We start from the raw sequence: 23,936 nt of genomic DNA, 5'->3' as shown, positions 1-23,936 counted from the left end.
GGGTGGTACAAATGAGAGCGATGAAGGCATTCCAATCTGTAAGTGCAGGAACAAATTCCAAAACAGAGCCGATTCATCATAAATCGGTCTCCGGCGGCAATCCGGGCAAACCCGGATCATGGAGTAAAAGTGTCGTCAGAGGACTTATGCTGCCTGTTCTTGTGGTGGTCCTATGGCAGCTCACCGCTTATTATGGACTGGTCTCCGGCACGCTTTTGCCGTCTCCCCTTCAAATTATAAAAGCATTCTGGGAATTATGGGTTTCCGGGGAATTGATCAGCCATCTGAACGTCAGCTTAACCCGTGCTTTCCTCGGCTTTCTGCTTGGCGGATCGTTGGGACTATTATTCGGAATCCTGGCCGGATTATTTCGGAAGGTTGAGGAGATGGTCGATCCGTCCGTGCAAATGCTAAGAACGATTCCTCATCTTGCCATCACTCCGCTTTTTATTCTTTGGTTCGGAATCGGAGAAACGTCGAAGGTGCTGCTTATTGCGCTAGGTGCTTTTTTTCCGCTTTATATCAACACCTTTACCGGGATCCGCGGGGTGGATAAAAAGCTGTTTGAAGTGGCCGAAGTGCTGGAATTTAATCAATGGAAGCTCATTTCAACATTAATCATCCCTGCGGCATTACCCCATATTTTGCTCGGCTTGCGGTTATCACTCGGCGTTTCATGGCTGGGGCTGGTCGTAGCGGAATTAATGGGATCAAGTGAAGGCGTTGGTTATATGATTAATGACGCAAGACAATTCTCCCAAACCGCCGTCGTCATCGCAGGCATTCTCATCTTTGCGTTTGTCGGTAAGCTCTCCGATTCCTTCGTCCGCTTTTTGGAGAAGAAAATGCTGAAGTGGCGGGATAGTTATTCGGGATAACGCATGGGCTAATAGGTTAGCAGAATAGGTGTGTGCCGCTCGAGCTGCAGCTCGAGCGCCTTTTTGTGTCTGGCTTCCCTAATGGAACCTTTATTGCGCAAATTCCATCATATCCCTATAGCGGGAAGAAATCGTATCGACCATGTCGTGAATGGGAACATGAAATTCATAGGATGTGGAATAAACCATACGCCCGTGCGTGCGGGAAAGTGAGCTCCCAACCGGATCATTTGGAAAGGCGGGCATCCCCTCCAGAGTAAAGGATGCGTGATGAAAATGAATGCCAGCACATTGAAATCAAAGTCCATGGAAATGAACGGCTGGTGACGACGGCCAGTATATTTGCAGGCATTCTGCTGATTCCGCTGCCGCTCCAGGAGGTCCTGCATTACAGCGCACTGAAGACGGGGCTTTTCCTTCTGCCTCAGGCGCTGGCGATGGGACTGGCTATGACGGTAGGTCTGAACGCTTTACCCTCCTTTCGGGTAGCCCGGGCGATGTCCATGAATCATGTCGTAGCGCAAATTACCGCCTCTGTGGCGGTTGTCTTATTTTCCATGTTTTTTGAAGCCAAAAGAAGCGTATATGCGCTGGTCATGCCCGCGCAGGAAGCAGGCGTATTGGCCGTGCAGCAATTATTTATGGGAATGGGCGTCATTGCGCTGCTCGTGGTGCCTGTCTCGATAAGATGGATGCACAACAAGCATCATGGGCAGCTGGGGACGGCTGCACCCGTGAAAAACGATTATTTCCGTTGGCTGAAAAAGCGTAAAGATAAAATCCGTCTTGAATAAACGTTCTGTTTTTGCTATGATCTTCATCTGTGCGGCATAGCCGCGGGTGGGTGAGGGATTATACAAAATAGAGGGTTACACTCCGATCGTTTCAAAGCCAGCATCCTGGTGCTGCTGGGAGCCGCGTCTTTCGGTATTTTGTCGACCTTTGTCAAGCTGGCTTATAGCTACGGATTTACGCCGGGCGAGGTAACGGGCAGCCAGGTATGGATCGGGCTGGTCGCGATGTGGCTGATCACTTTACCGTACTGGCGTAAAATAAAACAGATACCGGGGCGGTCAGTGTTTAATTACTGGGCTTACCGGTGTCTTCTATTATTATTCACTGCAGTCGCTGGATGCATCGTTTGCCGTGCTGCTGCTGTTTCAATTTACCTGGATGGGACTGCTGATGGATTGGCTTTTGCACGGCAAAAAGCCCGGGAGCTTTCAGGTTGCGGGAGTAGCGGTCATCCTCGCGGGCACGGTGCTCGCCTCCGGCTTATGGATGGGAACAACGAAGTCCATTCATTTGTCCGGAGTGGGACTCGGACTGCTTGCGGCGGCAAGCTACACGCTGTTCATTTATTTCAGCGGCAAGGTAGCCGTCGAGGTGCCGGCTCTGCTGAGAAGCTCATGGATGGTTACCGGAGCGGCTATTGTGGTTTCGCTTATTTATCCTCCCCAGTTTTTGTGGAACGGCTCGCTTGCTGAGGGGCTGTGGCTGTGGGGAGGCATTCTGGCCTTGTTCGGCATGGTCCTGCCTCCTTATTTATTTGCCAAAGGGGCACCGCGCCTCGATACAGGTATGGCGGCGATTCTCGGAGCCATAGAGCTTCCCGTCGTGATTGTCATCTCGGGCTTGCTGCTTGGAGAGCGGACGGGATGGGTACAGTGGCTCGGCATCGGTTTGATCCTTGCGGGTATTGTCCTGTCCGAACGTAAGAGCACTGCGAAACGGATGAAACCGGCAGTGAACAAGCTGTCGTGATGACAGACCGCTCTTCATTTGAAGGGCGGTCTTTCTATGTCTCTCTCTCCATTGTTCGTTATCGGACGAATCCGGTCTGTGAACGCCGCGTATGCCCGCGACACGTAAGCGTCCTTGCGCCGAATCAGTACGGTCCACACCCGGCCGTGCTTTTGCGGAATGGAGTGGCAGCGGATAAAGCCCTCCTCCGCTTTGCGCTGAACGATCGAACGGGGAAGCAGGGAGATGCCCAATCCGGCGGCTACGCAGCCGAGAATGGTTTCGAGCGTGCCGAATTCCAGAATTTTCACAGGCATAACGCCTTCCTCATGAAGCCACTGCTCCATTTTGGCCCGGTAGGAGCAGCCGGCGCGAAACGCCAATATCGTGCGAGAGCCCAGTTCTTTGGGGGAAGACAGTTTCGGGTGAGCGGAATCGGTAACGATCATAAGCTCTTCTTCGATGAAAGATTCCTGCAGGAGGTCGGGGTGATCTACGGGTCCGGCGACAAAAGCGCCGTCGAGCTCATAATCGAGCACCGCTTGAACAAGCTGTTCCGTCGGGCCGGTGACCAAGGACAGGTTCACTTCCGGGTACAAACGATGATAGGAGGCCAGCAGCTCGGGGAGACGTACCGCGGCTGTCGTTTCCATTGAACCGATGGACAATGAGCCTGTCGGTACAGTTCCGTCGGTCACGGCTCTGCGTGCTTCTTCCATCAAGCGCAGCATTTGGTCCGCATAGCTCTTAAGGGTTTTTCCTGCAGGGGTTAAGGTGATGCCGCGGTTATGACGATAAAAGAGCGGCGTTCCCAAGTCGTTTTCCAGCTGGCGGATTTTCGTGGTGATATTGGATTGCGCGTAGCCAAGCTGTTGGGCAGCCTTAGAGACGGTTCCGGCCACTGCCGCCGTTTGGAAAGCTTTGAGCATGTCGATATCCAACGTAGAGTCCCCCTTATTCTTGGTATCTTTATTTCAGATATAATATATCAATATTACATATTTTACATGATAGCAAGAAAGGATTATGATAAACAATAGCAAGCCGCTAAACATTGGAGACCGGAGGAGGGGCGGGCATGAACGCATCGGCAAAACGGCCGCTGGCGCTGTTAATCAGCGGTATATTGGCCCTATTTATCGCCATGGGCGTCGGCCGTTTCGCTTATACGCCTATTCTTCCGTATATGCTGGAACGGCAGTTTTTCGGAGAAGCCGGAGCGGGGGCGCTTGCATCGGCGAATTATGCGGGGTATTTGGCCGGAGCCGTTCTGACGGCATGGTTTTCGGGCAGCAAGCGTAGGCTCCGATGGCTCAAGCTCGCCCTCATTGTCAGTGTGCTGACCACCGCGCTGATGGGATTGACGACGCTCTATCCGCTATGGTTGGCGCTGCGGTTTATTTCCGGACTTGCCGGAGCGGCGGTATTCGTGTATGCATCCGGCATTGTGATGGACGGCCTTGCAGGTCTTCGGGGATTTGATAGCGCTTCCGGCGTATTCTACGGCGGAGTCGGAGCGGGGATCGCAGCTTCCGGACTTGCGGTTCCGCTTTTCGAGACATCCTTTGGCTGGCAGGGCATATGGCTGGGACTCGCGCTGCTCTGCGCCGTTCTGCTCATCGCAGGCTGGCGGGGGCTGCGGGAATATGGAGACCGCAAGCCGATTTCGCATGCAACCGGCTCCTCCGTGAAGGACGCGCCCCGTATGGATAAGCGAATGCTTCGCCTGCAGCTGGCCTATGGCTTGGAAGGACTGGGGTACATCGTGACGGGAACGTTCTTGGTCGCTTATGCCCAAAGTGTACCCGCGATGAAGGAGCTTTCCTCTTGGAGCTGGGTTCTGGCGGGAGCGGCGGCTGTCCCTTCCTGCTGGATATGGTCCAAGCTTCAGGAGCGCTGGGGACAAGAGCGGATGCTGTTCTTCTCGATGCTGCTTCAGGCTGTCGGGATTGTCTTGCCTGTGGTTTTCCCTACAGCGGCCGGGTTAGCCGTAGGGGCGATACTTTTTGGAGCCACGTTCATGGGAATTACGACGTTGGCGGTTTCATTGGCAAGGCATCTGGCGGTTCAAGATACCGGAAGAAGCATCGGACTTCTTACGGCCATCTATGGCGCAGGCCAAATGGCCGGTCCGACGGCCGCAGGCCTGCTCGCCGCTCTGACCGGGAGCTATCAATGGTCGCTTGCCGGAGCGGCCGCCATCGTTTTGCTGGGCGCTTGCATTATCATCATCCCTATTCACGCGAAAGGACGATCGACATGCCCTATGTAAACATTAAGATTACGAAAGAAAATGTAACGCCGGAGAAGAAAGCCGAGCTGATTCAAGGGGTAACCCAGCTGTTGGTGGATGTCCTTGGCAAAAATCCGCAAACGACCGTTGTCGTCATTGACGAAGTGGACACCGACAATTGGGGGATTGGCGGCGAGTCGGTCACGGTACGCAGAAAGCAAGGAAAGTAATCCATCCGGATTTCAGCAGCGCATCCGCGCTGTTGAAATCTTTTTTTGTTTTTCGGGCGGAACAAAAAATCGTTACATACGTATATTAATCAGAAAATTATGGCCATTGGATGTGTTTTTTCCGTCTATATACCTTAAAGGAAAAATTTGATATTCTTATAGAGTTCGAGACATGCTGCAACATTTTTGCGGTTCGGAACGTTTATAAGGTTGCAAGAGAGGGGGATCCCAGTGGTAGCGCCAGAACTAATAAAGGCTGCCCAATCGGGCGATCGCGACGCTCTAATTACCCTACTGCGAGATATTGAGAACCATGTTTACCGCACCGCTTATTACATTCTGGGCAATGAGCAGGATGCGTTAGACGCCGCACAGGAAGCGTTAATCCGAATCTATACGAAAATCAACTCCTACGAAGAAAAGGCTCAGTTTAAAACGTGGGTTCAGCGCATCGTGACGAATCTTTGCATCGATAAATTCCGTCGGGCCAAGCCGACGGTTTCGATTGAACAGCACGATCTGAGCTTTACCGACCATAAAACGGTGGAAGACGAAGTTATGTCATCGTATATCGCCCAGGACATCAGGGACGCGATCGACAAGCTGCCACAGCACCATCGATCGGTGGTCGTACTGAGATATTTGGAGGATTTCTCCTATAATGAAATAGCGGAATCGTTGGATTTGCCGATCAATACGGTGAAATCTTACTTGTTCAGAGCAAGGCAGCAGCTGCAAACGATTCTTGGGGAGTATAAAAAATCGGGCAAAGATACGGTTCGGGGATGAGCGACTAAAAATAGGGGATATACGACACCAAAGAAAGGTAGTGTACGGGGATGATGTGTCAAGAGGTGATCGAGCTGATGCAGAGATACCTAGATCGGGATCTCGATGAAACGGAGTATAACCGGATGCTGGGGCATCTGCAGCAATGTCCGGATTGCACCGAGCTGTTCGAGCGTCTTGTGAATTTGTCGCACGAGCTCGAGAGCTTGCCTAAGGTAACCCCACCCTTCAGTCTGGTGGACGCCATCATGCCGAAGCTGGAGCAGCTTGAAGCCGACGGACAGGTTCCGGGAGCAGTATGGTCTGCACAGACGGGAGAGGAAGGAGCGGCACTCCAGCTGGAGGAGCCGGCTGTACTGTCTCCAACAGAGCAGCTCAAATCCGGGAGCAAACGAAAAAACGTCAAGGAATGGTTTTCCTTTCCATTGTTTGGAGGCGTTGTTGCGGCCGGTCTTGTGTTCGGATTCTTTCTGTTCCAGCAGCAGCAAGCCGGACCGGACGCGGGCGGCATATGGCTTGGGCTGAACCAGCAACAAGCAAAGGATAGCGCCTCACAAAGTTCGAGCAGTGCACCGGCCAACAATTCGTCCGGCACGATGTCGGCTCAAGAACAATCAACGACGCCGGAGGTTTCAGATCATAACGGAATGAATACGACGAATCAAAACGGAGCGCCGGACGGAAACGAAGCGCCGAAAGAAACGGCTTCGGGAGAGGAGGAGCGCCGGATACCGGAGGTTTCTCACAATGGACTGAGCCAGACGCCAAAGGCGAGCGCACCCCAAGCGGTGACGCCTTCAGCCGCACAGGATCGCCATGAACCGGCGGCCAATCCCCAAGGGTCTCCGGTTTCACGGACTCAGCCTGATCCGGCTCCGACAGATCGCGCGGCAGGAGGCTCGCAGCCTCCTGCCGCAGAGCCTCCGGAGTCCGCCCAAGAGCCTTCGTTCGGTAGTTCCTCCATCACGGATCCCGCTGCGAACGACGGCAGCAAGGAGCCGCAAGGGGAGCCGGCTGTTCCTGGGCATCATCAGAACAAGGGCGGTCCTTCGATGGGAATTATGGGCATGCCGGAGGCAGAGGCGCCGCCGGTGCACCAGCTGACTTCCCCTGACGGGAAATATACCGCTTATATAGAGCAGGCTCGTGTGACGGTACGGACCAAGGACGGACAAGAGGCTTATGTCTCCAAATATTCTTGGGAGGATGCGGACCGGGTGGAGTTGGTCGAGTGGTCTGCAGATCATAAGCTGACGTATAGCGTAAAGATGCACGAGCAATCGAGATTGTTTGTCGTTTCACTTGCAGAGCAGACGGAGACGGAAACAAAAGCCGGCAAAAATTAAACATCGACTCTGGCATTTGATAGGGGAATGATTGGTTTTAAACCGGTTTTGCACACTTCTGACGGACTCTGCGTATACTAAGATATCCAGCAGCCCCATATGATTAACGATTCACGTCGTATGACCACCGGCCGCTAAGGGGTTTCTAGAGCCTTTCGGCGGTGTTTATATAGATGGGTTTCGGACAAAGGGATTAGGTCAGACCGTACCGGTTTTGACGTAATCCCTTTGTTGTTGGTATCATAAAGCGTATCTGATGAGACGCACAGGACGGGGATGGTGGATAACGGCGATGGATTACAAGACAGCGGTCAAACAAATAGATAAAGGGCAGTTCGCGCCGGTTTATGTATGTTACGGCTCAGAGAGCTACTTGATCCGGGAGTTGATCAACCGTTTGACGGACAAGCTGGCGCTGCCGGAGCATAAAGCGTTTGCCGTAGCCCGTTACGACCTGACGGAAACACCGGTGGAAGCCGTTATTGAGGAAGCCGAGACCCTTCCTTTTATGGTGCCCAGCAAGCTGGTTGTGGCTTCTAATGCACTTTTTTTGACAGGGGCCAAGGAGAGCGGCAAGGTTGAACACAAGCTGGACCGGTTAACCGATTATTTGAAGACGCCTGTTGAGTTCAGCGTGATTGTCTTTACGGTGGATGCGGATAAGCTCGATGAACGCAAAAAAATCGTCAAAGCCTTAAAGGAAGCGAATGCATTGATTCCTTGCACGATGCTTTCGGCCGACGAATTGATCCATTGGGTGAATCAGGAAGCGGACAAAGCGGGCATCAGCCTGGCTCCCGGCGTAGCGGAGCAGCTGATCCTGTATACGGGGACTGGCCTGCAGGCTCTGGCCAAAGAATTGGAGAAATGCGCCCTCTATATCGGTCGGGGCGGAACCGTCACCTCTGCTGATTTGGCGCAGCTTGTAACCAGAAGCATCGAACAAAATATTTTTCAGCTCATCGAGCATATTGTGCAGGTGGAGCTGGAGCAGGCGTTCACCCTGCTCAATGAGCTCTTGCGGCGCAAGGAAGAGCCGATCAAGATCGTCATGCTGATCGCCCGGCAGTTCCGGATCATGTTTCAAGTGAAGGATCTGCTGCAGCAGGGCTATTCCCAGCAGCAGATTGCCGGTCAGATCGGCCTGCATCCGTATGGGGTCAAAATTGCAGCGGGTCAAGCGGCGAAGTTTGAGCTGAAGCGGCTGGCTCATATTTTACAGCAGCTGGGGGATCTGGATTACCGGATGAAAAGCGGTAAGATCGATAAGGTGCTCGGACTGGAGATGTTTTTGCTGAAGCTGGCTTCTTGATTCACTGATGAACAAAGCTCCTGCCTTATGGCTTGGATAAACCAAAAAGACCATGTATCCGTAAAGGACACATGGTCTTTCTTTCGTTGCTCGGACTTAAGCCTGCGCGGAAAGAGCGTTAAGCTTTTTCGCTAAGCGGGACTTTTTGCGGGCAGCGGCATTTTTATGGATCAATCCTTTAGTCGCTGCTTTGTCCAGCTTCTTGCTGGCAGCGATCAGGGCAGCTTTAGCTGTTTCCACGTTGTTGCTTGCTGCAGCTGTTTCGAAAGATTTCACAGCAGTGCGAAGCGCGGATTTATGAGAGGCATTGCGCAGACGGCGCTTTTCGCTCACTTTCACACGTTTAATCGCGGATTTAATGTTTGGCATGACGTTCACCTCCTACTACAACTTGCAAAAAACAAATGTCAAAATCATCATTCGTAGACAACTCTAGATATTCTAACATGAGGCATTTTAAATTGCAATAGAAATGCAGGAGAGAGCTGTAAAACTTTTGCATAACGTTTACCGCTTTTTCACACTCTATACCATGAGAACAATAGGAAAGGGGACGAGTTTATGGATCTGGACTTAAGCGTCTACTCCGTCCGGACAGACCTGGCGCTGGAGGCGAACGAATTGGCTTCCCCCTCCGGTTCGTCCATACCGGGCGTCCATACGTCGAGCTTTGAGCAAGAAGGCATCCATGTCAGTCTGATCGATATTGCCTCCGAGGAAGGATCCCGCGCACTGGGGAAGCTGCCGGGTCATTATATTACGATTGAAGTGCCGGCGCTCCGGCAAAAAGACAGCGTTCTTCAGGATAGAGTGGCCACTGTCCTGGCTCAGGAATTCGAGAAATTTTTGCGAAAGTTGAATATTGGGCCCAATGCCAGCGTTCTTATTATCGGGCTCGGCAATTGGAATGTGACGCCGGATGCTTTGGGTCCGATGGTGGTTGAGAACGTCATGGTAACAAGGCATTACTTTGAACTGATGCCGGGTCAGGTGAGTCCCGGATACCGTCCCATCAGCGCAGTAGCGCCAGGGGTGCTTGGTACAACGGGGATTGAGACCAGCGAGATCGTGCAGGGAATCGTCGACCGGTCAAAGCCGGATCTGGTCATCGCCGTTGACGCGCTAGCCTCCCGTTCGCTCGAAAGGGTGAATACAACGATTCAAATTGCCGACACAGGCATTCATCCCGGTTCGGGCATCGGTAATAAACGCAAGGGACTTACGCTAGATACATTAGGTGTTCCTTGTATAGCGATCGGTGTGCCTACCGTCGTTTACGCTTCTACGATTGTAAATAATGCGTTCGATATGATGCATCACCATTTCCGGCAGCAAACCTCCAATACCGGACATATCCTCGGACTGCTCGACAATATGCAGGAGCAGGAGCGGCTGCAGCTCGTCAAGGAAGTGCTCAATCCGCTCGGACACGATCTGCTGGTCACGCCCAAAGATATCGACCAGTTCATTGAAGATATTGCCAATATTATCGCGAGCGGCTTGAACGCCGCCTTGCATGAAGCGGTGGATGTCGACAATGTAGCGGCCTATACACATTAATCGAGGCGGGAAAGCGCCTGAATGGCTCGGTAAAGAGTCGTTCAGGCGCTTTTTTTGTCGGACGGACGGGTGCATTCTCCTTCTTTTGATCGGGTCTATTATTTTCAGGTTCTATCGATTTGCTCTTCTTCATAGAGTTGATAGTAGACCAGCCAAGAGTCGAACATGCGGGCGGCTTCCGAGTGACCGCCGCCGCACCTGCAGAACCTGAAGTGGAAGAAGGAGGAATGGCAATGAAATGGCCGGCGATTACGGTGAACTTAAGCAAAATTCGAAAAGCAAAACAATCCATCGACGTGTATATGCGGACCCTAACCGTTTTGATGACGGGATGCCTGTTGTTTTTTATAGCGCTGGGGCTATTCGGATACGTGCACTCCAAAATCAGGAATACGGAGCCGTCTTCTTCCATGAAGGGGCTTGCGGCTTCGGTGTCGAGCCGTTTTTTTACGGATATGATGGGCATGGAGATTCCCCATTTACCGTCGGACGGGAAGACGTTTACGTTCTCGCAATCCAACGTATCGAGCTTTTTGTTTTCGCTTGTGACCGATCTGAACCCGCATGACCCGAAGACGCTGATCGCCAGAGAGGTGCCGGGGATGGGGCAGGATCGGACCGTTTTGCTGAGCAAAGGGGCAGGGGAGGCGGATTCCCCTATGGATTTCGGACCGAAATCCGGGGTGTTTGAGAGAGAGGATTTGGGCGAGGCCGGCTCCATCACGGCGAACCCGGGCGCAGCGGCGGCAGGTCCGGTTCAAGGTCCTGAATATCCGCTTCCGGCCGCGCAGCCTCCAAAGACGGCAGGCAAAAATGTCGCTTTTATTTATCAGTCCCACAATCAGGAGTCCTATTTGCCGGAGCTTGAGGGAGTGAAGGATCCGGACAAGGCCTACGATCCAAAGAAAAACGTGACGCTTGTTGGCCGCAGGCTTGCAGAAAAGCTGGAAAAGGAAGGCATCGGAGCCGTTCATTCCGACAAAAACTATCCGGCGATCGAGCCGAGCTTCAATTACTACTATTCTTACAGATACTCTCTTAAAACGCTGCAGGAAGCTTCGGCCGGTCATCCGGATTTGAAATATTATTTCGATCTTCACCGCGATTCCCAGCGGCGCGACAAAACGACGGCCACCATTAACGGTCAAACGTATGCGCAGGTGTATTTTATCATCGGGGGCAAAAATCCGAACTGGAAGCAAAATTATGAATTTGCTCAGCAGATCGATCAGGTGCTGGAGGCCAAATATCCGGGGATTTCCAAGGGGATTCATGCCAAATCCGGAGAAGGCAACGGCGTTTATAACCAGAATTTCTCGCCGAACAATGTGTTGATTGAGATCGGCGGGGTAGACAATACGCTGGAGGAGTGCTATCGCACCGCGGACGCGCTTGCGGCTGCCATCTCCCAGGTCATCCTGAATGCGGAAAAGGTGGATGCGGCCCCTGCGCCTGCACCGGCGGAAGCGAAGAAACAAAGCTGAGCCGATGATACGGCCAACACCCTTTATGAAAGGAGAGGAAGCGTGTGAGAGGCAATGCATTCGTAAAGTACAGCTCCTTGGGGCTTGCCATGGCGTTCTGCATTTTCTTCGGCGTGTCGCTCGCCACACAGGGAACAGAGAGGATTCACGGGCCGCTGGCCAAAGCGCAGGCGGACGGCGCACCCGCGCCGCGTGCTTACAGCTCGGCTCCTGCCGACAAGCCGGCGGCGGCAGGCGGCAGTGCAGCTGCGGCCAAACCGCCCCCGGCAGCCAAACCGAAAACGCCGCCGTCCGCCGAGCCGACAGCCGACACCGGAATCAATCGTGTGGGCAACAAGGCGGGGGAGCTGCTGCAGATTGCGGCGCATCACGGGATTCGCGCTTTCGTCTCCTTGATCGAAGCTCTGTTGAAGTGACAGGCCTCCATTGAAGCATTCCTCCACAACTGCTATAATGAGAAGTATTGTAAATTTGCAGGTTAGTGAGGTTTAGCTGCCGATGGATATCCGAGCCAGACAGAAGAAAATCAGAAATTTTAGCATTATCGCCCATATTGACCATGGAAAATCAACGCTGGCTGACCGGATTCTCGAATTTACCGGCGCGCTGTCGTCGCGTGAAATGCAGGATCAGGTGCTTGACCAGATGGAATTGGAACGGGAACGGGGGATCACAATCAAGCTGCAGGCCGTCAGGCTTAATTACCGTGCCGATGACGGCGAAGAATATATATTGAACCTGATCGATACTCCGGGACACGTCGACTTTACGTATGAGGTGTCCCGCAGCCTCGCCGCTTGCGAAGGCGCGCTGCTTGTGGTTGACGCGGCTCAGGGCATCGAGGCGCAGACGCTGGCCAATGTGTATCTGGCCTTGGACAACAATCTGGAAATTCTGCCCGTCATTAACAAAATCGATTTGCCAAGCGCAGACCCGGACCGGGTGAAGCAGGAGGTCGAGGACGTCATCGGACTTGATGCCAGCGAAGCGGTGCTTGCATCGGCGAAGGCGGGCATCGGGATTAAAGAAATTTTGGAGCAGGTGGTTCAGAAGGTGCCGGCTCCGGCGGGAGATCCCGACCAACCGCTGAAGGCGCTCATTTTCGACTCGCACTACGATCCGTACAAAGGCGTTATCGTTTACGTCCGGGTTGTTGACGGATCGATCCGTTCAGGCTCGAAAATCAAGTTTATGGCGACGGACAAATCGTTCGAAGTCATCGAGGTAGGAGCGTTCAAGCCGCGGATGGGCACGGTCGATTCGCTGGAAGTCGGTGATGTGGGCTTCATCGTGGCGGGGATTAAGAACGTCGGCGATACCCGTGTCGGTGACACGGTTACCGACGCCAAGAACCCGACTCCGGAACCGCTCCCGGGCTACCGCAAAATCAACCCTATGGTATTCTGCGGCCTGTATCCGATTGAAACCAGCGATTACAACGATCTGCGCGAAGCGCTCGAGAAGCTGCAACTCAACGACGCATCGCTTACCTTTGAGCCGGAGACATCAACCGCTCTCGGATTTGGATTCCGCTGCGGCTTTCTGGGGCTTCTTCATATGGAGATCATTCAGGAGCGCATCGAACGGGAGTTTAACATCCCGCTTATTACCACGGCGCCGAGCGTGGTATTCCGCGTAACGCAGACCGACGGTACGGTGCTGAACATCGAGAATCCGTCGCTGTTCCCGGAAGTCGGCAAAATCGACTTTGTCGAGGAGCCGTTCGTGAAGGCGTCGATCATCGTCCCTAACGACTACGTCGGAGCGATTATGGAGCTTTGCCAATCCAAGCGCGGCGAATATATCAATATGGAATATCTCGATACGACGCGGGTCACGTTAACCTACGATATTCCGCTGTCGGAAATCGTATACGACTTCTTTGATCAATTAAAATCGAGCACCAAGGGCTATGCATCCTTTGACTATGAGCTTTCGGGCTACAAGCGTTCCAATCTGGTCAAAATGGATATCCTGCTGAACGGAGAGCAGGTGGACGCCTTCTCCTTCATCGTTCACCGCGACCGCGCATACAACCGCGGACGTATCATTTGTGAAAAGCTCAGGGAGATCATTCCGCGCCAAATGTTCGAGGTGCCGATTCAGGCGACAATCGGACAGAAGGTCATTGCCCGTGAAACGGTCAAAGCGATGCGCAAAAACGTTCTTGCCAAATGCTATGGAGGCGATATTTCCCGTAAACGGAAGCTGCTGGAGAAGCAGAAGGAAGGGAAAAAGCGCATGAAGCAGGTCGGCACCGTAGAAGTGCCGCAGGAAGCGTTCATGGCGGTGCTGAAGATCGACGATAATTAAACTTAACATAGGCGGGCAGGTGCTGATGGAGGCTATCGCGGCTTCAAGCAGGCACCTGCTTTTGCCATTCGAGGGATGGTGAATCAAATGATGCAGCAAACACAAACGCCGAAAGCGGTGTATCTTCATATCCCGTTTTGTACGAATAAATGTCATTACTGCGATTTTAACTCGTATATACTCAAGGGTCAGCCTGTCATGGATTATTTGGACGCATTGGAGCGTGAGATGGAGCAGACCGTGAAGGCCATGCCGCCGGGCGAGATCGAAACGATTTTTGTGGGCGGAGGAACGCCGACGGTGCTGACGCCGGAGCAGATGGAAAGCTTCTTGCTCCGGGTACGGACCTATTTCCCGCTGTGGTCGCCGCAGCTGGAGTTCACCATGGAAGCGAACCCGGGCACGACGGATCCCGATAAGCTTCAAGCCATGAAAGAGGGCGGCATCAACCGGATCAGCTTTGGCGTGCAGTCGTTCGACAACGGTTTGCTGGAGCGCATCGGGCGGATTCATAATACGGATGACGTCTATCGAAGCCTGGAGAATGCGAGAGCGATCGGTTTTACCAATCTGTCCATCGATCTGATGTTCGGACTGCCGAAGCAGACGCGGGAAGTCATGGAGGACACGCTTCGTAAAGCTTTGGCGCTGGAGCTGAATCATTATTCGATTTACAGCTTAAAGGTGGAAGAAAATACGCTGTTCCACGCCTTATATGAACGGGGGGAGCTGCCGCTGCCCGAGGAAGAAGAGGAAGTGGCCATGTTTGCGCTCATTATGGAGCGGTTAATGTCCGCCGGGTACGGTCAATATGAAATCAGCAATTTCGCAAAGCCCGGGTACGAGAGCCGTCATAATTCGATGTACTGGCGTAATCAAAGCTATTACGGACTTGGGGCGGGAGCGCACGGATATGTCCGCGGTCTGCGCCATGTCAATATTAAAGGGGTTCAGCCGTATATCGATGCGACCCGAAAGGGACGTCCGCTGTTGGAATCCAATGAGGTAAGTGAAGAGGAAGCCATGGAAGATTTTATGATGGTCGGGCTTCGGCTGCTTCGGGGCGTAAGGAAGGCGGATTTTACCGAGCAATTTGGCAGAAGGCTGGAGGACGTGTTCGGCGAGGTGCTGGACCGGCTTTGCGGACAAGGGCTGCTTGAGGCTCTGCCGGAAGGCTATAAGCTGTCCGCGCGCGGGATATGGCTGGGAAATGAAGTGTTCGGAGAATTTCTGGGAGCCGTCGGGCTAAAAAAGAGTTGAATAATTTATGCGTTATGTTGTATATTTATTCATATCATTTCATAGCATTTTTTACTAGACGATGGGTGGGATCCCGATGAAAATGACCGTGACCTGCAGAAAAGCGACGGAACAAGATATAGATACGCTCTACGATATTATTCAAGGGTATGCCGAGCAAGGGATTATGCTTCCACGCTCCAAAGAGACGCTCGCAGCGCAGATCGATACGTTCGTTGTGGCCGAGATCGACGGCGCGCTGGTCGGCTGCGGTTCGCTGACCAGGCTAGGACAGGACTTGGTAGAGATCCGGTCACTTGGCGTGACGAGCGGATATAAGGGCCAGGGGATCGGCAAAGCGCTTGTCGATTTTCTGGTGAAAGAAGCAAAGGATCAGGGCATTCCCAAGGTGATGGCACTGACTTACGAAGTGGCGTTCTTTCAGAAAAACGGCTTCACCGTTGTGGAAAAGGAGATCTTCCCGGAGAAGGTCTGGCGCGATTGCATTCATTGTAAAAAGCAGCATTGCTGCGACGAGATCGCTGTTTTGAAACGGTTGGAGACGACTTGACACAGACCCTTTGGGTCTGTTATTTTTGTATTAGATTAGCACTCGATCGAATGGAGTGCTAACGAAAGGTGGGATGAATGTGCTAACCGAACGTCAACGTCAGATTTTAAGCGCCATCGTAGATGATTATATTCGTTCAGCAGAGCCGATCGGCTCCCGCAGTATATCCAAGCGCGGCAATGTGGGATTCAGCCCTGCCACCATCCGCAACGAAATGTCAGACCTGGAGGATATGGGCTTTCTGGAGCAGCCACATACATCGGCAGGCCGGATTCCCTCCCATAAGGGTTACCGATATTATGTCGATCATTTAATGACTTACGGCGATCTGGCACACCATGAAGTGGATGTGCTTAAGTGTTTTTTCGCCGATAAAATGCAGGAGATGGAACGGGTCGTTCAGCAGTCAGCCATGATTTTGTCTCAGCTCACCAATTATACTTCCATCGTGCTCGGTCCGGAGATGATAAGCACGACGATGAAGCATCTGCAGATCGTCCCTCTGAATGAACGGACGGCTGTGGCGATCATTGTCACCAACACCGGCCAGGTGGAGAACAAAACGGTAACGATCCCCGAGGGCATTCCGATGGGCGAGATCGAGAAGTTCGTTAACCTTTTGAATGCACGATTGAAAAACGTCCCGCTGCTTCATTTTAAATCGAAGCTGTATACGGAGATCGCAGCGGAGATGAGCAGCTTTATTTCCGGTTATGAGGAGCTTTTGGTTATGCTCGATACCGTTATGAACCGCGGTGAAGAAGAACGCGTGTTTTTGGGCGGGACGACGAACATGCTTAATCAACCGGAATTCAAAGATGTCGGTAAAGTAAAAAATATTCTCGACCTTCTCGCAGAAACACCGAAGCTGGTACAGCTTTTTTCCGGAACGGAGGATACGAAAGACGGAATTCAAGTGCGGATCGGCAGCGAGAACAAGCTTGAAGCGATGAATGACTGCAGCTTGATTACCGCATCGTACTCTGTAGACGGTCAGCTGCTGGGAACAATCGGCATTCTCGGGCCGACACGGATGGATTACGCCAGAGTGATACATCTGCTGGATTATTTGTCCAAAGATTTGACGGAGCACATGGGGCGTTGGTATAAATGAACCAGATCAACAACGGAAGCCAGGATGGCGAAGAAACTTATGCCACACTGAGAAACAATGCAAATGCGATCCGGGCGATCTGTTCGGCAGTGGAAGGGACGCTTGGCCCCAAGGGGCTCGATACCATGCTTGTAGGCTCTCATGGAGAGGTCATCATTACCAACGACGGCGTCACCATCCTGGAGAGGATGGACGTTACCCATCCTGCGGCAAGACTGCTTATCCAGGTGGCCCGATCCCAGCAGGATCAGGTGGGAGACGGCACCACCACCTCTACGGTGCTCGCGGGAGCGCTGGTGGCCGAAGGCGTTGCCCAGATCACACGCGGTGTTCCGGTGGCCAAGGTTGTGCGCGGGGTGCAAGAAGGCATCGCATTCGCTTTGCGTGCGCTGGCTCATCGCTCGCGGCCTATCGAGGGGCTGGATGATCCTTTGCTGTATCGGATTGCATTTATTGCAGGGCGTGAGCATGCCGATTTGGCCGGGCTCGTGATCGAAGGCGCAAAGCGGCTCGGGCTGCATAAGCTTAGAGAGGAGCATTTCCGCTTTTCAGACGTCGTCTTGTCCCATGGCAAGGCAGCGGGTGAGGTATGGCCGGGTCTGCTTATCCAGAAGAGGCCTGCCAATGCACAGCTGGAGTTTCCTCCGAAGCCGGCTCATGTCCTGCTGCTTCAGGATGCGTTCGAACCGGAAACCGTTGATGAGGAAGCATTGACGACGGACGCCGGTTTCCGCAAGCAGCTGCAGCTTCGTGAGCAGTTCCGCGAGGTGCTTGACAAACTGGTTGAGCTGCGAATAGGCTTTATCGTCTCGGAACGTGGGATTGATCCGGAGGCGGAGCAGTTCTGTACCGATCACGGCATCATGGCGCTGCAGCGCCTGCCGAGGGCGGAGCTTAGGCGCATCGCGGAATATACGGGAGCCAGGCCGCTACGCCGCAGCGGACTGCGCAAGCCTGCTTCCGAACTGGCGAGCTATCTCGGATACGCCGGTCATGTAGCCTATGACGATAGGCTGGAGCTCGTCCGTATGTCCGAGGGTCAAGGCCGTCCACAAGTATCGATCGTCGTCGGTGCCAGCACAAGCGAGGTTGTGGGAGAACGGCTGCGCATTGCCCGTGACGCGGCTGCCAGCGTGCAGGCAGCGCTTAGAAGTGGCTGTTTGCCCGGAGGTGGGGCAGCCGAGATGGCTGCTGCACACGAGCTCGAACGGTACCGCGAGACGGTGCAGGGTATGGAAGGCTTCGGGATAGCAGCCGTTGTACAAGCGCTGCGAAAGCCGATGGCGCAAATCGTGGTGAACGCAGGCTACAATCCGCTTGAAAAGGTGGAAGAAGCCAAAGCCGCGCAAATTGCCGCCGGAAGCGACAGCCTTGGCATTGATTGTGATACGGGAGCTGTGAAGGATATGCTGGAGCTTGGCGTGGTCGATCCGGCCGAAGTGAAGCTGCATGCGCTGCAAGCGGCAGGAGAAGTGGCATCCGCTGTACTGCGCATACACACGGTGATCAAAATGCGGGATCCGCGTTCCGAGGAGTGAACGCTGCCATAGGGTTGTGTTCACCGATACGGAATGGTTACAATATATAAATAGAGATAAAGGCCGGTGTACTCCGAATCAACGGAAGGCCGGGCTGATTCGGTTAAGGAGGTGACAGACATTGAACACGGAACAACAAGCGGACGAAAGCCAAAAAGCAGGCGAACAACCGGAGCAAGAGGCGAACGCTACATATGAAGCCGCAGCTCATAGCGATACGAATGCTGCCGAGGCCGGAGACGGCAAACAACAGGCGCAGGCAGCGGATGCTTCCGAATCCCAAGATGCTGTCAGTCAGGAGCTTGTGGAGCTTAGGAAGCAGGTGGAGGATCATCAGCAGAGATTCTTAAGAGCTCAAGCTGACTTTGATAACTACAGACGGCGTACGATGAAGGAAAAGGAAGATTTTGCGAAGTACGCTTCTTTAAAACTCATCGAGCAGCTGCTCCCCGTTGTGGATAATTTCGAACGGGCGCTCGCCGCAAGCAAAGATAACAAAGATTACGACGCTCTGGCCAAGGGCATTGATATGATTTTCCGTCAATTGGACGGAGTGCTTACAAATGAAGGCTTGAAGCCGATGGAAACGGTTGGCACGCCTTTTAATCCGGAATACCATCAGGCGATCATGCAGGTGGAGTCGGAGGAGCACGAGGAAGGCATCGTAGTGGAAGAGGTACAGAAGGGCTATTTGCTCAAGGATAAGGTTCTGCGCCCGGCCATGGTCAAGGTGAGCTCATAAGTTTTTTACATCATTGCACACGAAGCAAACGAATTTAAGGGAGGCATTCCTCATGAGTAAAGTAATTGGTATCGACCTTGGGACAACAAACTCCTGCGTTGCCGTTATGGAAGGCGGCGAGGCGGTCGTTATCCCTAACGCGGAAGGTAACCGCACGACTCCTTCCGTAGTGGGTTTCAAAAAGGACGGAGAGCGTATCGTCGGTGAGACGGCAAAGCGTCAAGCGATCACGAATCCTGACCGCACGGTCATCTCCATTAAACGTCATATGGGTACGAACCATAAAGAGAAAATCGACGACAAAGAATATTCGCCGCAAGAAATTTCGGCTATGATTCTTCAGAAGCTGAAAGCCGATGCGGAAGCGTATCTGGGTCAAACGGTAACCCAAGCGGTCATTACCGTACCTGCCTATTTTAACGACAGTCAGCGTCAAGCGACGAAGGATGCCGGTAAAATCGCGGGTCTTGAAGTGCTCCGGATCGTAAACGAACCGACGGCGGCCGCTTTGGCTTACGGTCTTGAGAAATCCGAGGATCAAACCATTCTCGTATACGACCTCGGCGGCGGTACATTCGACGTTTCCATCCTGGAGCTTGGCGACGGCTTCTTCGAAGTCAAAGCCACCAGCGGGGACAACCGTCTAGGCGGAGACGATTTTGACCAAGTCATTATCGACTATCTCGTTTCCGAGTTCAAAAAAGAGCACGGTATCGACCTGAGCAAGGATAAAGCAGCGGTTCAACGTCTGAAAGACGCAGCGGAGAAAGCAAAGAAAGAGCTGTCCGGCGTATTGACGACAACGATCTCCCTGCCGTTTATTACGGTAGTGGACGGCGTGCCGCAGCACTTGGAGGTCAACCTGACCCGTGCCAAGTTCGAAGAGCTTTCCGCTCCTTTGGTGGAAAGAACCATGGGACCTACCCGTCAAGCTTTGAGCGATTCCGGACTTTCTCCGGATAAAATCGATAAAGTGGTGCTTGTCGGCGGTTCTTCCCGGATTCCTGCCGTACAGGAAGCTGTTAAACGCCTGATCGGCAAAGAGCCTCACAAAGGCGTAAACCCTGATGAAGTGGTAGCCCTCGGTGCTGCCGTTCAAGCGGGCGTACTGACAGGAGACGTAAAAGACGTCGTATTGCTCGACGTAACACCTCTTTCCCTTGGTATTGAAACCGCAGGCGGCGTATTTACCAAAATGATCGATCGCAATACGACGATTCCAACAACCAAATCGCAAGTGTTCACCACTTACGGCGACAACCAGCCAAGCGTTGAGATTCACGTGCTTCAAGGGGAGCGTTCGATGGCTGCGGACAACAAAACGCTGGGCCGCTTTATTCTGGGAGACATTCCTCCTGCCCCGCGCGGCATTCCGCAAATCGAAGTTACCTTTGACATTGACGCCAACGGAATTGTTAACGTGTCTGCTCTCGACAAAGGCACAGGAAAAAGCCAAAAAATTACGATTACTTCCTCCAGCGGCTTGTCCGACGAAGAGGTTGAGCGCATGATGAAAGACGCCGAGGCTCACGCTGAAGAGGACCGCAAGCGTAAGGAGCTTGTGGAAGCCCGCAACCAGGCGGATCAGCTCGTATACTCCGTCGATAAGACGATCAAGGATTTGGGCGACAAGGTTGACCAAGCCGAAATCGATAAAGCCAATGAAGCGAAAGAAAAATTGAAAAAAGCGCTCGAAGGCAACGACCTGGATGAAATCAAAGCAGCCAGCGATGAGCTTACCCAAGTGGTCCAACAGCTGTCCGTGAAGCTGTATGAACAAGCTCAGCAAGCTCAAGCTGGTGCAGAGGATGCGCCAGGCGCCTCCAAGGGTAAAGACAATGTAGTGGATGCCGACTATGAAGTAGTCGACGACAAGAAGTAATAACCCGTTAGACACGCAGGGAGTCAAAGTCGGCAGGTCCGGCTTTGACTTTCCGTTTGTCGCCCGGGAGTAGGAGTGGAACGATGAGCAAACGCGATTACTATGAAGTGCTCGGGGTCGGTAAGGACGCTTCTCCGGAAGACATCAAGAAAGCTTACCGCAAGCTGGCGCGCCAATATCACCCGGATGTCAATAAGGAGCCTGACGCGGAATCGAAGTTCAAAGAAGCGAAGGAAGCTTATGATGTTCTGAGCGACGATCAAAAGAAAGCGCAGTACGACCGATTCGGCCACGTTGACCCGAACCAGGGCATGGGCGGCGGCGGATTTGGCGGGCAGGATTTCGGCGGCTTCGGCGATATCTTCGATATGTTCTTCGGGGGCGGTCAGCGTCGGAACCCGAACGCTCCGCAGCGGGGGAACGACTTGCAGTATACGCTGACCATCGAGTTTAAGGAAGCGGTATTCGGCAAAAAAACCGACATTCATATTCCGCGGACCGAGACTTGCGAGACTTGCGACGGCAGTGGGGCAAAGCCGGGAACGAAGCCGCAAACGTGCGGTGTCTGTCATGGCTCCGGCCAACAGGAAGTCGTACAAAATACGGCGTTCGGCCGCATCGTCAACCGCCGTGTCTGCTCGGCCTGCCAAGGACAAGGTAAGATTATCAAGGAAAAATGCAGTACCTGTCATGGTTCGGGAAAGATCAAGAAGCAGCGTACGATCAATTTGAACATTCCGGCCGGGGTGGACGACGGAGCGCAGCTTCGCGTTACCGGCGAAGGGGAAGCAGGAACACGCGGAGGTCCTTCAGGGGATTTATATGTCGTTATCCGGGTGAAGCCTCATGAATTTTTCGAGCGCGAGGGTGACGATATCTACTGTGAAGTGCCGCTGACGTTTGCGCAGGCGGCGCTAGGGGATGAAATCGAAATTCCAACCTTAACCGAGAAGGTGAAGCTGAAAATTCCTGCCGGCACCCAAACGGATACGTATTTCCGTCTCAAAGGCAAAGGAGTTCCGAGACTTCGCGGCTATGGACAAGGCGATCAGCATGTCAAGGTCGTTGTGGTCACGCCGACGAATTTGAATGATGAACAAAGGGAGCTGCTGCGTGAATTCTCGCAGCTCTCCGGAGAGCATACGCATGAACAGCAGCAGTCGATTTTCGAACGGATGAAAAAAGCCTTTTTAGGTGATTGACGGATACGGCAGGCTTTCCGCTGGAGCGGATTGCCTGCCGTTTTTTTGTATATTTGAGCTTGCGGGGGCTGAAACTAGTTTCAATGTGTCAAGCCTTTATCGACTATTGGACAGGAGGTTAATCGCATGAAAGCAAAGAAAAATGCGCAAAATGAACTCCCCGCAGCCAAAAACGAGGACATTGAATTTTCCCGTGAGCTGGCCGATGCCGATGATCTGGAGGCAGCTCGCCGCGCCGAGGCCGCCGATGCGCGCCAGGAAGGGAAACGAGGGTAAGGCGATGGCGGAAAAAAGCATACTGGCTTATTTTAAATCGCCGGAGGAAGCGGAAGGGGTCGCTTCCAAGCTGAGAGCGCTGCGGGCTATCGACGTGTCGGTTGACCGTTTTGGCAAATATCCCGGAGATGGTGTGGATCACGTCATGAACCCGATCACAAGCGATTTTCCGGGGATAGGCTACTTAACGCAAAGCGGCGATTTCGACAGCCGCGACGCGGCTGTGCTGGCTGCGGCAGACGTGGATGCCAGCGGCATGGCGGGAGGCGCGGAATCGGGACCGACCGGCCGTGATATTGTACTGGCGGCTGTTGTAGACGAAAAGGTATATGAACAGGCTCTTCGCGTTGTACATGATGGAGGAGGCACGCCTTAGGCTCACTCAAAATCCGGCATCCGGACAGGATGCCGGATTTTATATATAAAGTTTTACCGTTATGATGAATTGTTGTACAATAGGCATAATGTGCTTTTTTACTGAATGGAGGCTGGATAAGTTAATGCGATGGCATGAAGTGACGGTTTATACAACCGAAGAAGCGATCGAAATGATCTCGAATTTTATACATGAGCTGGGAGCCGGCGGGGTATCGATTGAAGAGTCGGGTACGCTCAACAAGCAGAGGGATACGTCGCTCGGACAATGGTACGAGCTTCCGTTAAACGATATTCCTGAAGGGCGTGCTGTCATCAAGGGATATTTCTCCGAGGGCACCGATATGGAGAGCATCCTCCGGGAGCTGAAGCTTTCTGTAGAAATGCTGAGCAGCTACGATATTGATACAGGCGAACCTACATATGAATTAAAGGACGTGGACGATGAAGATTGGGCGAACGCGTGGAAGCAGTACTTTAAACCACTTCGCATTACCGATCGTCTGACCATTAAGCCGACGTGGGAGGATTATACTTCCGGGCCTGACGAGTTGATTCTGGAGCTTGATCCCGGTATGGCGTTCGGGACGGGAACGCATGCCACGACGGCGCTTTGCTTGAAAACGCTGGAGGGGGTCATTCAAGGCGGGGAAGATGTGATTGACGTAGGGACAGGCTCCGGCATACTGGCGATTGCCGCGGCGAAGCTGGGAGCGGGCCGGGTGCTTGCGCTCGATTTGGATCCTGTCTCTGTATCCAGCGCAACGGAGAACGCCAAGCTGAACGGCCTGGATCGGCAGATTACGGTGAAGCTGAGCGATCTGCTGCAGGTCATCAATGAGAACCGCGCGGGCGGAGCTGCCGAAAGCGGGCTTGGTGTAAAGCTGCCTGTACAGGTCGTTGTGGCGAACATTTTGGCGGAAATTATTCTGATGTTTGTCGACGACGTATATGAAGTGCTGGAATCGGGCGGCACGTACATCGTATCCGGTATTATTAAAGCGAAGCAGGCAGCCGTGGAAGAGGCCCTGACCGCTGCCGGATTTGTAATGGCAGAGCGTCATGAGGAGCAGGACTGGGTCGTGCTCGTCGCCAGAAAGCCGTAGGTG

The 23,936-nt window shown here is 53.1% G+C and carries 24 protein-coding genes; 22 read left to right on the top strand and 2 right to left on the bottom strand.

Annotation, left to right across the window (positions count from 1 at the left end; genetic code table 11):
• Positions 1-20: 20 nt before the first annotated feature.
• From ACZYR9_RS03505 to ACZYR9_RS03495, 3 genes are all read left to right on the top strand, one after another.
• Entirely contained in the window at positions 21-878 is an 858-nt protein-coding gene (locus ACZYR9_RS03505; RefSeq protein ID WP_488977144.1) for an ABC transporter permease, read from the top strand.
• A 263-nt stretch (positions 879-1,141) separates the two neighbouring features.
• Positions 1,142-1,672: a hypothetical protein gene (locus ACZYR9_RS03500; protein ID WP_488977045.1), complete on the top strand. Its 531-nt coding sequence runs from the start codon at positions 1,142-1,144 to the stop codon at positions 1,670-1,672.
• Positions 1,673-2,024: 352 nt separating this feature from the next.
• Positions 2,025-2,642, top strand: coding sequence for an EamA family transporter (locus tag ACZYR9_RS03495; protein ID WP_488977044.1), 618 nt, complete (start codon positions 2,025-2,027; stop codon positions 2,640-2,642).
• 14 nt (positions 2,643-2,656) lie between these two features.
• On the opposite strand, the gene ACZYR9_RS03490 is transcribed toward ACZYR9_RS03495, so the two are convergent.
• Positions 2,657-3,562 carry a LysR substrate-binding domain-containing protein gene (locus ACZYR9_RS03490; protein WP_488977043.1) on the bottom strand — a complete coding sequence of 302 codons (906 nt, stop codon included), beginning with the start codon at positions 3,560-3,562 and terminating at the stop codon, positions 2,657-2,659.
• 137 nt (positions 3,563-3,699) lie between these two features.
• On the opposite strand from ACZYR9_RS03490, the gene ACZYR9_RS03485 reads away from it, so the two are divergent.
• The 5 genes from ACZYR9_RS03485 (at position 3,700) to holA (ending at position 8,531) form a co-directional block, all read left to right on the top strand.
• Entirely contained in the window at positions 3,700-4,893 is a 1,194-nt protein-coding gene (locus tag ACZYR9_RS03485; protein WP_488977042.1) for a YbfB/YjiJ family MFS transporter, read from the top strand.
• On the top strand, positions 4,881-5,084 hold the full coding sequence (locus ACZYR9_RS03480) for a 2-hydroxymuconate tautomerase family protein (RefSeq protein WP_210022013.1): 204 nt from the start codon (positions 4,881-4,883) through the stop codon (positions 5,082-5,084). The genes ACZYR9_RS03485 and ACZYR9_RS03480 overlap by 13 nt, the downstream gene beginning before the upstream one ends.
• A gap of 231 nt (positions 5,085-5,315) precedes the next feature.
• Entirely contained in the window at positions 5,316-5,873 is a 558-nt protein-coding gene (locus ACZYR9_RS03475; RefSeq protein ID WP_488977041.1) for an RNA polymerase sigma factor, read from the top strand.
• Positions 5,874-5,923: 50 nt separating this feature from the next.
• Positions 5,924-7,219, top strand: coding sequence for an anti-sigma factor family protein (locus tag ACZYR9_RS03470; protein ID WP_488977040.1), 1,296 nt, complete (start codon positions 5,924-5,926; stop codon positions 7,217-7,219).
• 292 nt (positions 7,220-7,511) lie between these two features.
• Positions 7,512-8,531, top strand: a complete 1,020-nt coding sequence (gene holA / locus ACZYR9_RS03465) for a DNA polymerase III subunit delta (RefSeq protein ID WP_488977039.1) — start codon at positions 7,512-7,514, stop codon at positions 8,529-8,531.
• 96 nt (positions 8,532-8,627) lie between these two features.
• Here the strand turns inward: holA and rpsT are convergent, their stop codons facing one another.
• The gene (gene rpsT / locus ACZYR9_RS03460) at positions 8,628-8,900 is read right to left on the bottom strand and encodes a 30S ribosomal protein S20 (protein ID WP_488977038.1); all 273 of its coding nucleotides are present in this window, start codon (positions 8,898-8,900) and stop codon (positions 8,628-8,630) included.
• Positions 8,901-9,092: 192 nt separating this feature from the next.
• Here rpsT and gpr point away from each other — a divergent pair, with 192 nt between their 5' ends.
• The 14 genes from gpr (at position 9,093) to prmA (ending at position 23,933) form a co-directional block, all read left to right on the top strand.
• Complete coding sequence (gene gpr / locus ACZYR9_RS03455; RefSeq protein WP_488977037.1) at positions 9,093-10,091, top strand: GPR endopeptidase; 999 nt, start codon at positions 9,093-9,095, stop codon at positions 10,089-10,091.
• 233 nt (positions 10,092-10,324) lie between these two features.
• Positions 10,325-11,575: a stage II sporulation protein P gene (locus ACZYR9_RS03450; protein ID WP_488977036.1), complete on the top strand. Its 1,251-nt coding sequence runs from the start codon at positions 10,325-10,327 to the stop codon at positions 11,573-11,575.
• A gap of 44 nt (positions 11,576-11,619) precedes the next feature.
• A complete protein-coding gene (locus tag ACZYR9_RS03445) occupies positions 11,620-11,991 on the top strand; it encodes a hypothetical protein (RefSeq protein WP_488977035.1) in 372 nt (123 codons plus the stop codon).
• A gap of 82 nt (positions 11,992-12,073) precedes the next feature.
• On the top strand, positions 12,074-13,888 hold the full coding sequence (lepA, locus tag ACZYR9_RS03440) for a translation elongation factor 4 (RefSeq protein WP_488977034.1): 1,815 nt from the start codon (positions 12,074-12,076) through the stop codon (positions 13,886-13,888).
• An 87-nt stretch (positions 13,889-13,975) separates the two neighbouring features.
• Positions 13,976-15,148, top strand: coding sequence for a radical SAM family heme chaperone HemW (gene hemW, locus ACZYR9_RS03435; RefSeq protein ID WP_488977033.1), 1,173 nt, complete (start codon positions 13,976-13,978; stop codon positions 15,146-15,148).
• Between the two features lie 82 nt (positions 15,149-15,230).
• A complete protein-coding gene (locus tag ACZYR9_RS03430) occupies positions 15,231-15,698 on the top strand; it encodes an N-acetyltransferase (RefSeq protein WP_488977143.1) in 468 nt (155 codons plus the stop codon).
• A gap of 79 nt (positions 15,699-15,777) precedes the next feature.
• Entirely contained in the window at positions 15,778-16,812 is a 1,035-nt protein-coding gene (gene hrcA / locus ACZYR9_RS03425; RefSeq protein ID WP_488977032.1) for a heat-inducible transcriptional repressor HrcA, read from the top strand.
• A complete protein-coding gene (locus ACZYR9_RS03420; protein ID WP_488977031.1) occupies positions 16,809-18,350 on the top strand; it encodes a TCP-1/cpn60 chaperonin family protein in 1,542 nt (513 codons plus the stop codon). The genes hrcA and ACZYR9_RS03420 overlap by 4 nt, the downstream gene beginning before the upstream one ends.
• Positions 18,351-18,471: 121 nt before the next feature.
• Positions 18,472-19,092 (top strand): nucleotide exchange factor GrpE, encoded by a 621-nt coding sequence (gene grpE, locus ACZYR9_RS03415; RefSeq protein ID WP_488977030.1) that lies wholly within the window; start codon positions 18,472-18,474, stop codon positions 19,090-19,092.
• A 52-nt stretch (positions 19,093-19,144) separates the two neighbouring features.
• Positions 19,145-20,974, top strand: coding sequence for a molecular chaperone DnaK (dnaK, locus tag ACZYR9_RS03410; RefSeq protein WP_488977029.1), 1,830 nt, complete (start codon positions 19,145-19,147; stop codon positions 20,972-20,974).
• 83 nt (positions 20,975-21,057) lie between these two features.
• On the top strand, positions 21,058-22,176 hold the full coding sequence (gene dnaJ / locus ACZYR9_RS03405; protein WP_488977028.1) for a molecular chaperone DnaJ: 1,119 nt from the start codon (positions 21,058-21,060) through the stop codon (positions 22,174-22,176).
• Positions 22,177-22,302: 126 nt separating this feature from the next.
• Positions 22,303-22,452 carry a YfhD family protein gene (locus tag ACZYR9_RS03400; RefSeq protein WP_488977027.1) on the top strand — a complete coding sequence of 50 codons (150 nt, stop codon included), beginning with the start codon at positions 22,303-22,305 and terminating at the stop codon, positions 22,450-22,452.
• 4 nt (positions 22,453-22,456) lie between these two features.
• Entirely contained in the window at positions 22,457-22,828 is a 372-nt protein-coding gene (locus ACZYR9_RS03395) for a hypothetical protein (RefSeq protein WP_488977026.1), read from the top strand.
• Positions 22,829-22,952: 124 nt separating this feature from the next.
• Positions 22,953-23,933 (top strand): 50S ribosomal protein L11 methyltransferase, encoded by a 981-nt coding sequence (prmA, locus tag ACZYR9_RS03390; protein WP_488977025.1) that lies wholly within the window; start codon positions 22,953-22,955, stop codon positions 23,931-23,933.
• Positions 23,934-23,936: the final 3 nt, after the last annotated feature.

Source organism: Paenibacillus sp. F024 (assembly GCF_057814255.1).
The sequence above is the reverse complement of the archived record's forward strand: the minus strand, read 5'-3'. Positions and strand labels throughout refer to the sequence as shown.

What these genes read in the sequence shown, in the direction of transcription:
- ACZYR9_RS03505 (WP_488977144.1), top strand. Translation starts at nt 21, where the DNA reads ATGAAGGCATTCCAATCTGTAAGTGCAGGAACAAATTCCAAAACAGAG.
- ACZYR9_RS03500 (WP_488977045.1), top strand. Translation starts at nt 1,142, where the DNA reads ATGCGTGATGAAAATGAATGCCAGCACATTGAAATCAAAGTCCATGGA.
- ACZYR9_RS03485 (WP_488977042.1), top strand. Translation starts at nt 3,700, where the DNA reads ATGAACGCATCGGCAAAACGGCCGCTGGCGCTGTTAATCAGCGGTATA.
- ACZYR9_RS03480 (WP_210022013.1), top strand. Translation starts at nt 4,881, where the DNA reads ATGCCCTATGTAAACATTAAGATTACGAAAGAAAATGTAACGCCGGAG.
- ACZYR9_RS03470 (WP_488977040.1), top strand. Translation starts at nt 5,924, where the DNA reads ATGATGTGTCAAGAGGTGATCGAGCTGATGCAGAGATACCTAGATCGG.
- holA (WP_488977039.1), top strand. Translation starts at nt 7,512, where the DNA reads ATGGATTACAAGACAGCGGTCAAACAAATAGATAAAGGGCAGTTCGCG.
- rpsT (WP_488977038.1), bottom strand. Translation starts at nt 8,900, where the DNA reads ATGCCAAACATTAAATCCGCGATTAAACGTGTGAAAGTGAGCGAAAAG.
- gpr (WP_488977037.1), top strand. Translation starts at nt 9,093, where the DNA reads ATGGATCTGGACTTAAGCGTCTACTCCGTCCGGACAGACCTGGCGCTG.
- ACZYR9_RS03450 (WP_488977036.1), top strand. Translation starts at nt 10,325, where the DNA reads ATGAAATGGCCGGCGATTACGGTGAACTTAAGCAAAATTCGAAAAGCA.
- lepA (WP_488977034.1), top strand. Translation starts at nt 12,074, where the DNA reads ATGGATATCCGAGCCAGACAGAAGAAAATCAGAAATTTTAGCATTATC.
- hemW (WP_488977033.1), top strand. Translation starts at nt 13,976, where the DNA reads ATGATGCAGCAAACACAAACGCCGAAAGCGGTGTATCTTCATATCCCG.
- ACZYR9_RS03430 (WP_488977143.1), top strand. Translation starts at nt 15,231, where the DNA reads ATGACCGTGACCTGCAGAAAAGCGACGGAACAAGATATAGATACGCTC.
- ACZYR9_RS03420 (WP_488977031.1), top strand. Translation starts at nt 16,809, where the DNA reads ATGAACCAGATCAACAACGGAAGCCAGGATGGCGAAGAAACTTATGCC.
- dnaK (WP_488977029.1), top strand. Translation starts at nt 19,145, where the DNA reads ATGAGTAAAGTAATTGGTATCGACCTTGGGACAACAAACTCCTGCGTT.
- dnaJ (WP_488977028.1), top strand. Translation starts at nt 21,058, where the DNA reads ATGAGCAAACGCGATTACTATGAAGTGCTCGGGGTCGGTAAGGACGCT.
- ACZYR9_RS03400 (WP_488977027.1), top strand. Translation starts at nt 22,303, where the DNA reads ATGAAAGCAAAGAAAAATGCGCAAAATGAACTCCCCGCAGCCAAAAAC.
- ACZYR9_RS03395 (WP_488977026.1), top strand. Translation starts at nt 22,457, where the DNA reads ATGGCGGAAAAAAGCATACTGGCTTATTTTAAATCGCCGGAGGAAGCG.
- prmA (WP_488977025.1), top strand. Translation starts at nt 22,953, where the DNA reads ATGCGATGGCATGAAGTGACGGTTTATACAACCGAAGAAGCGATCGAA.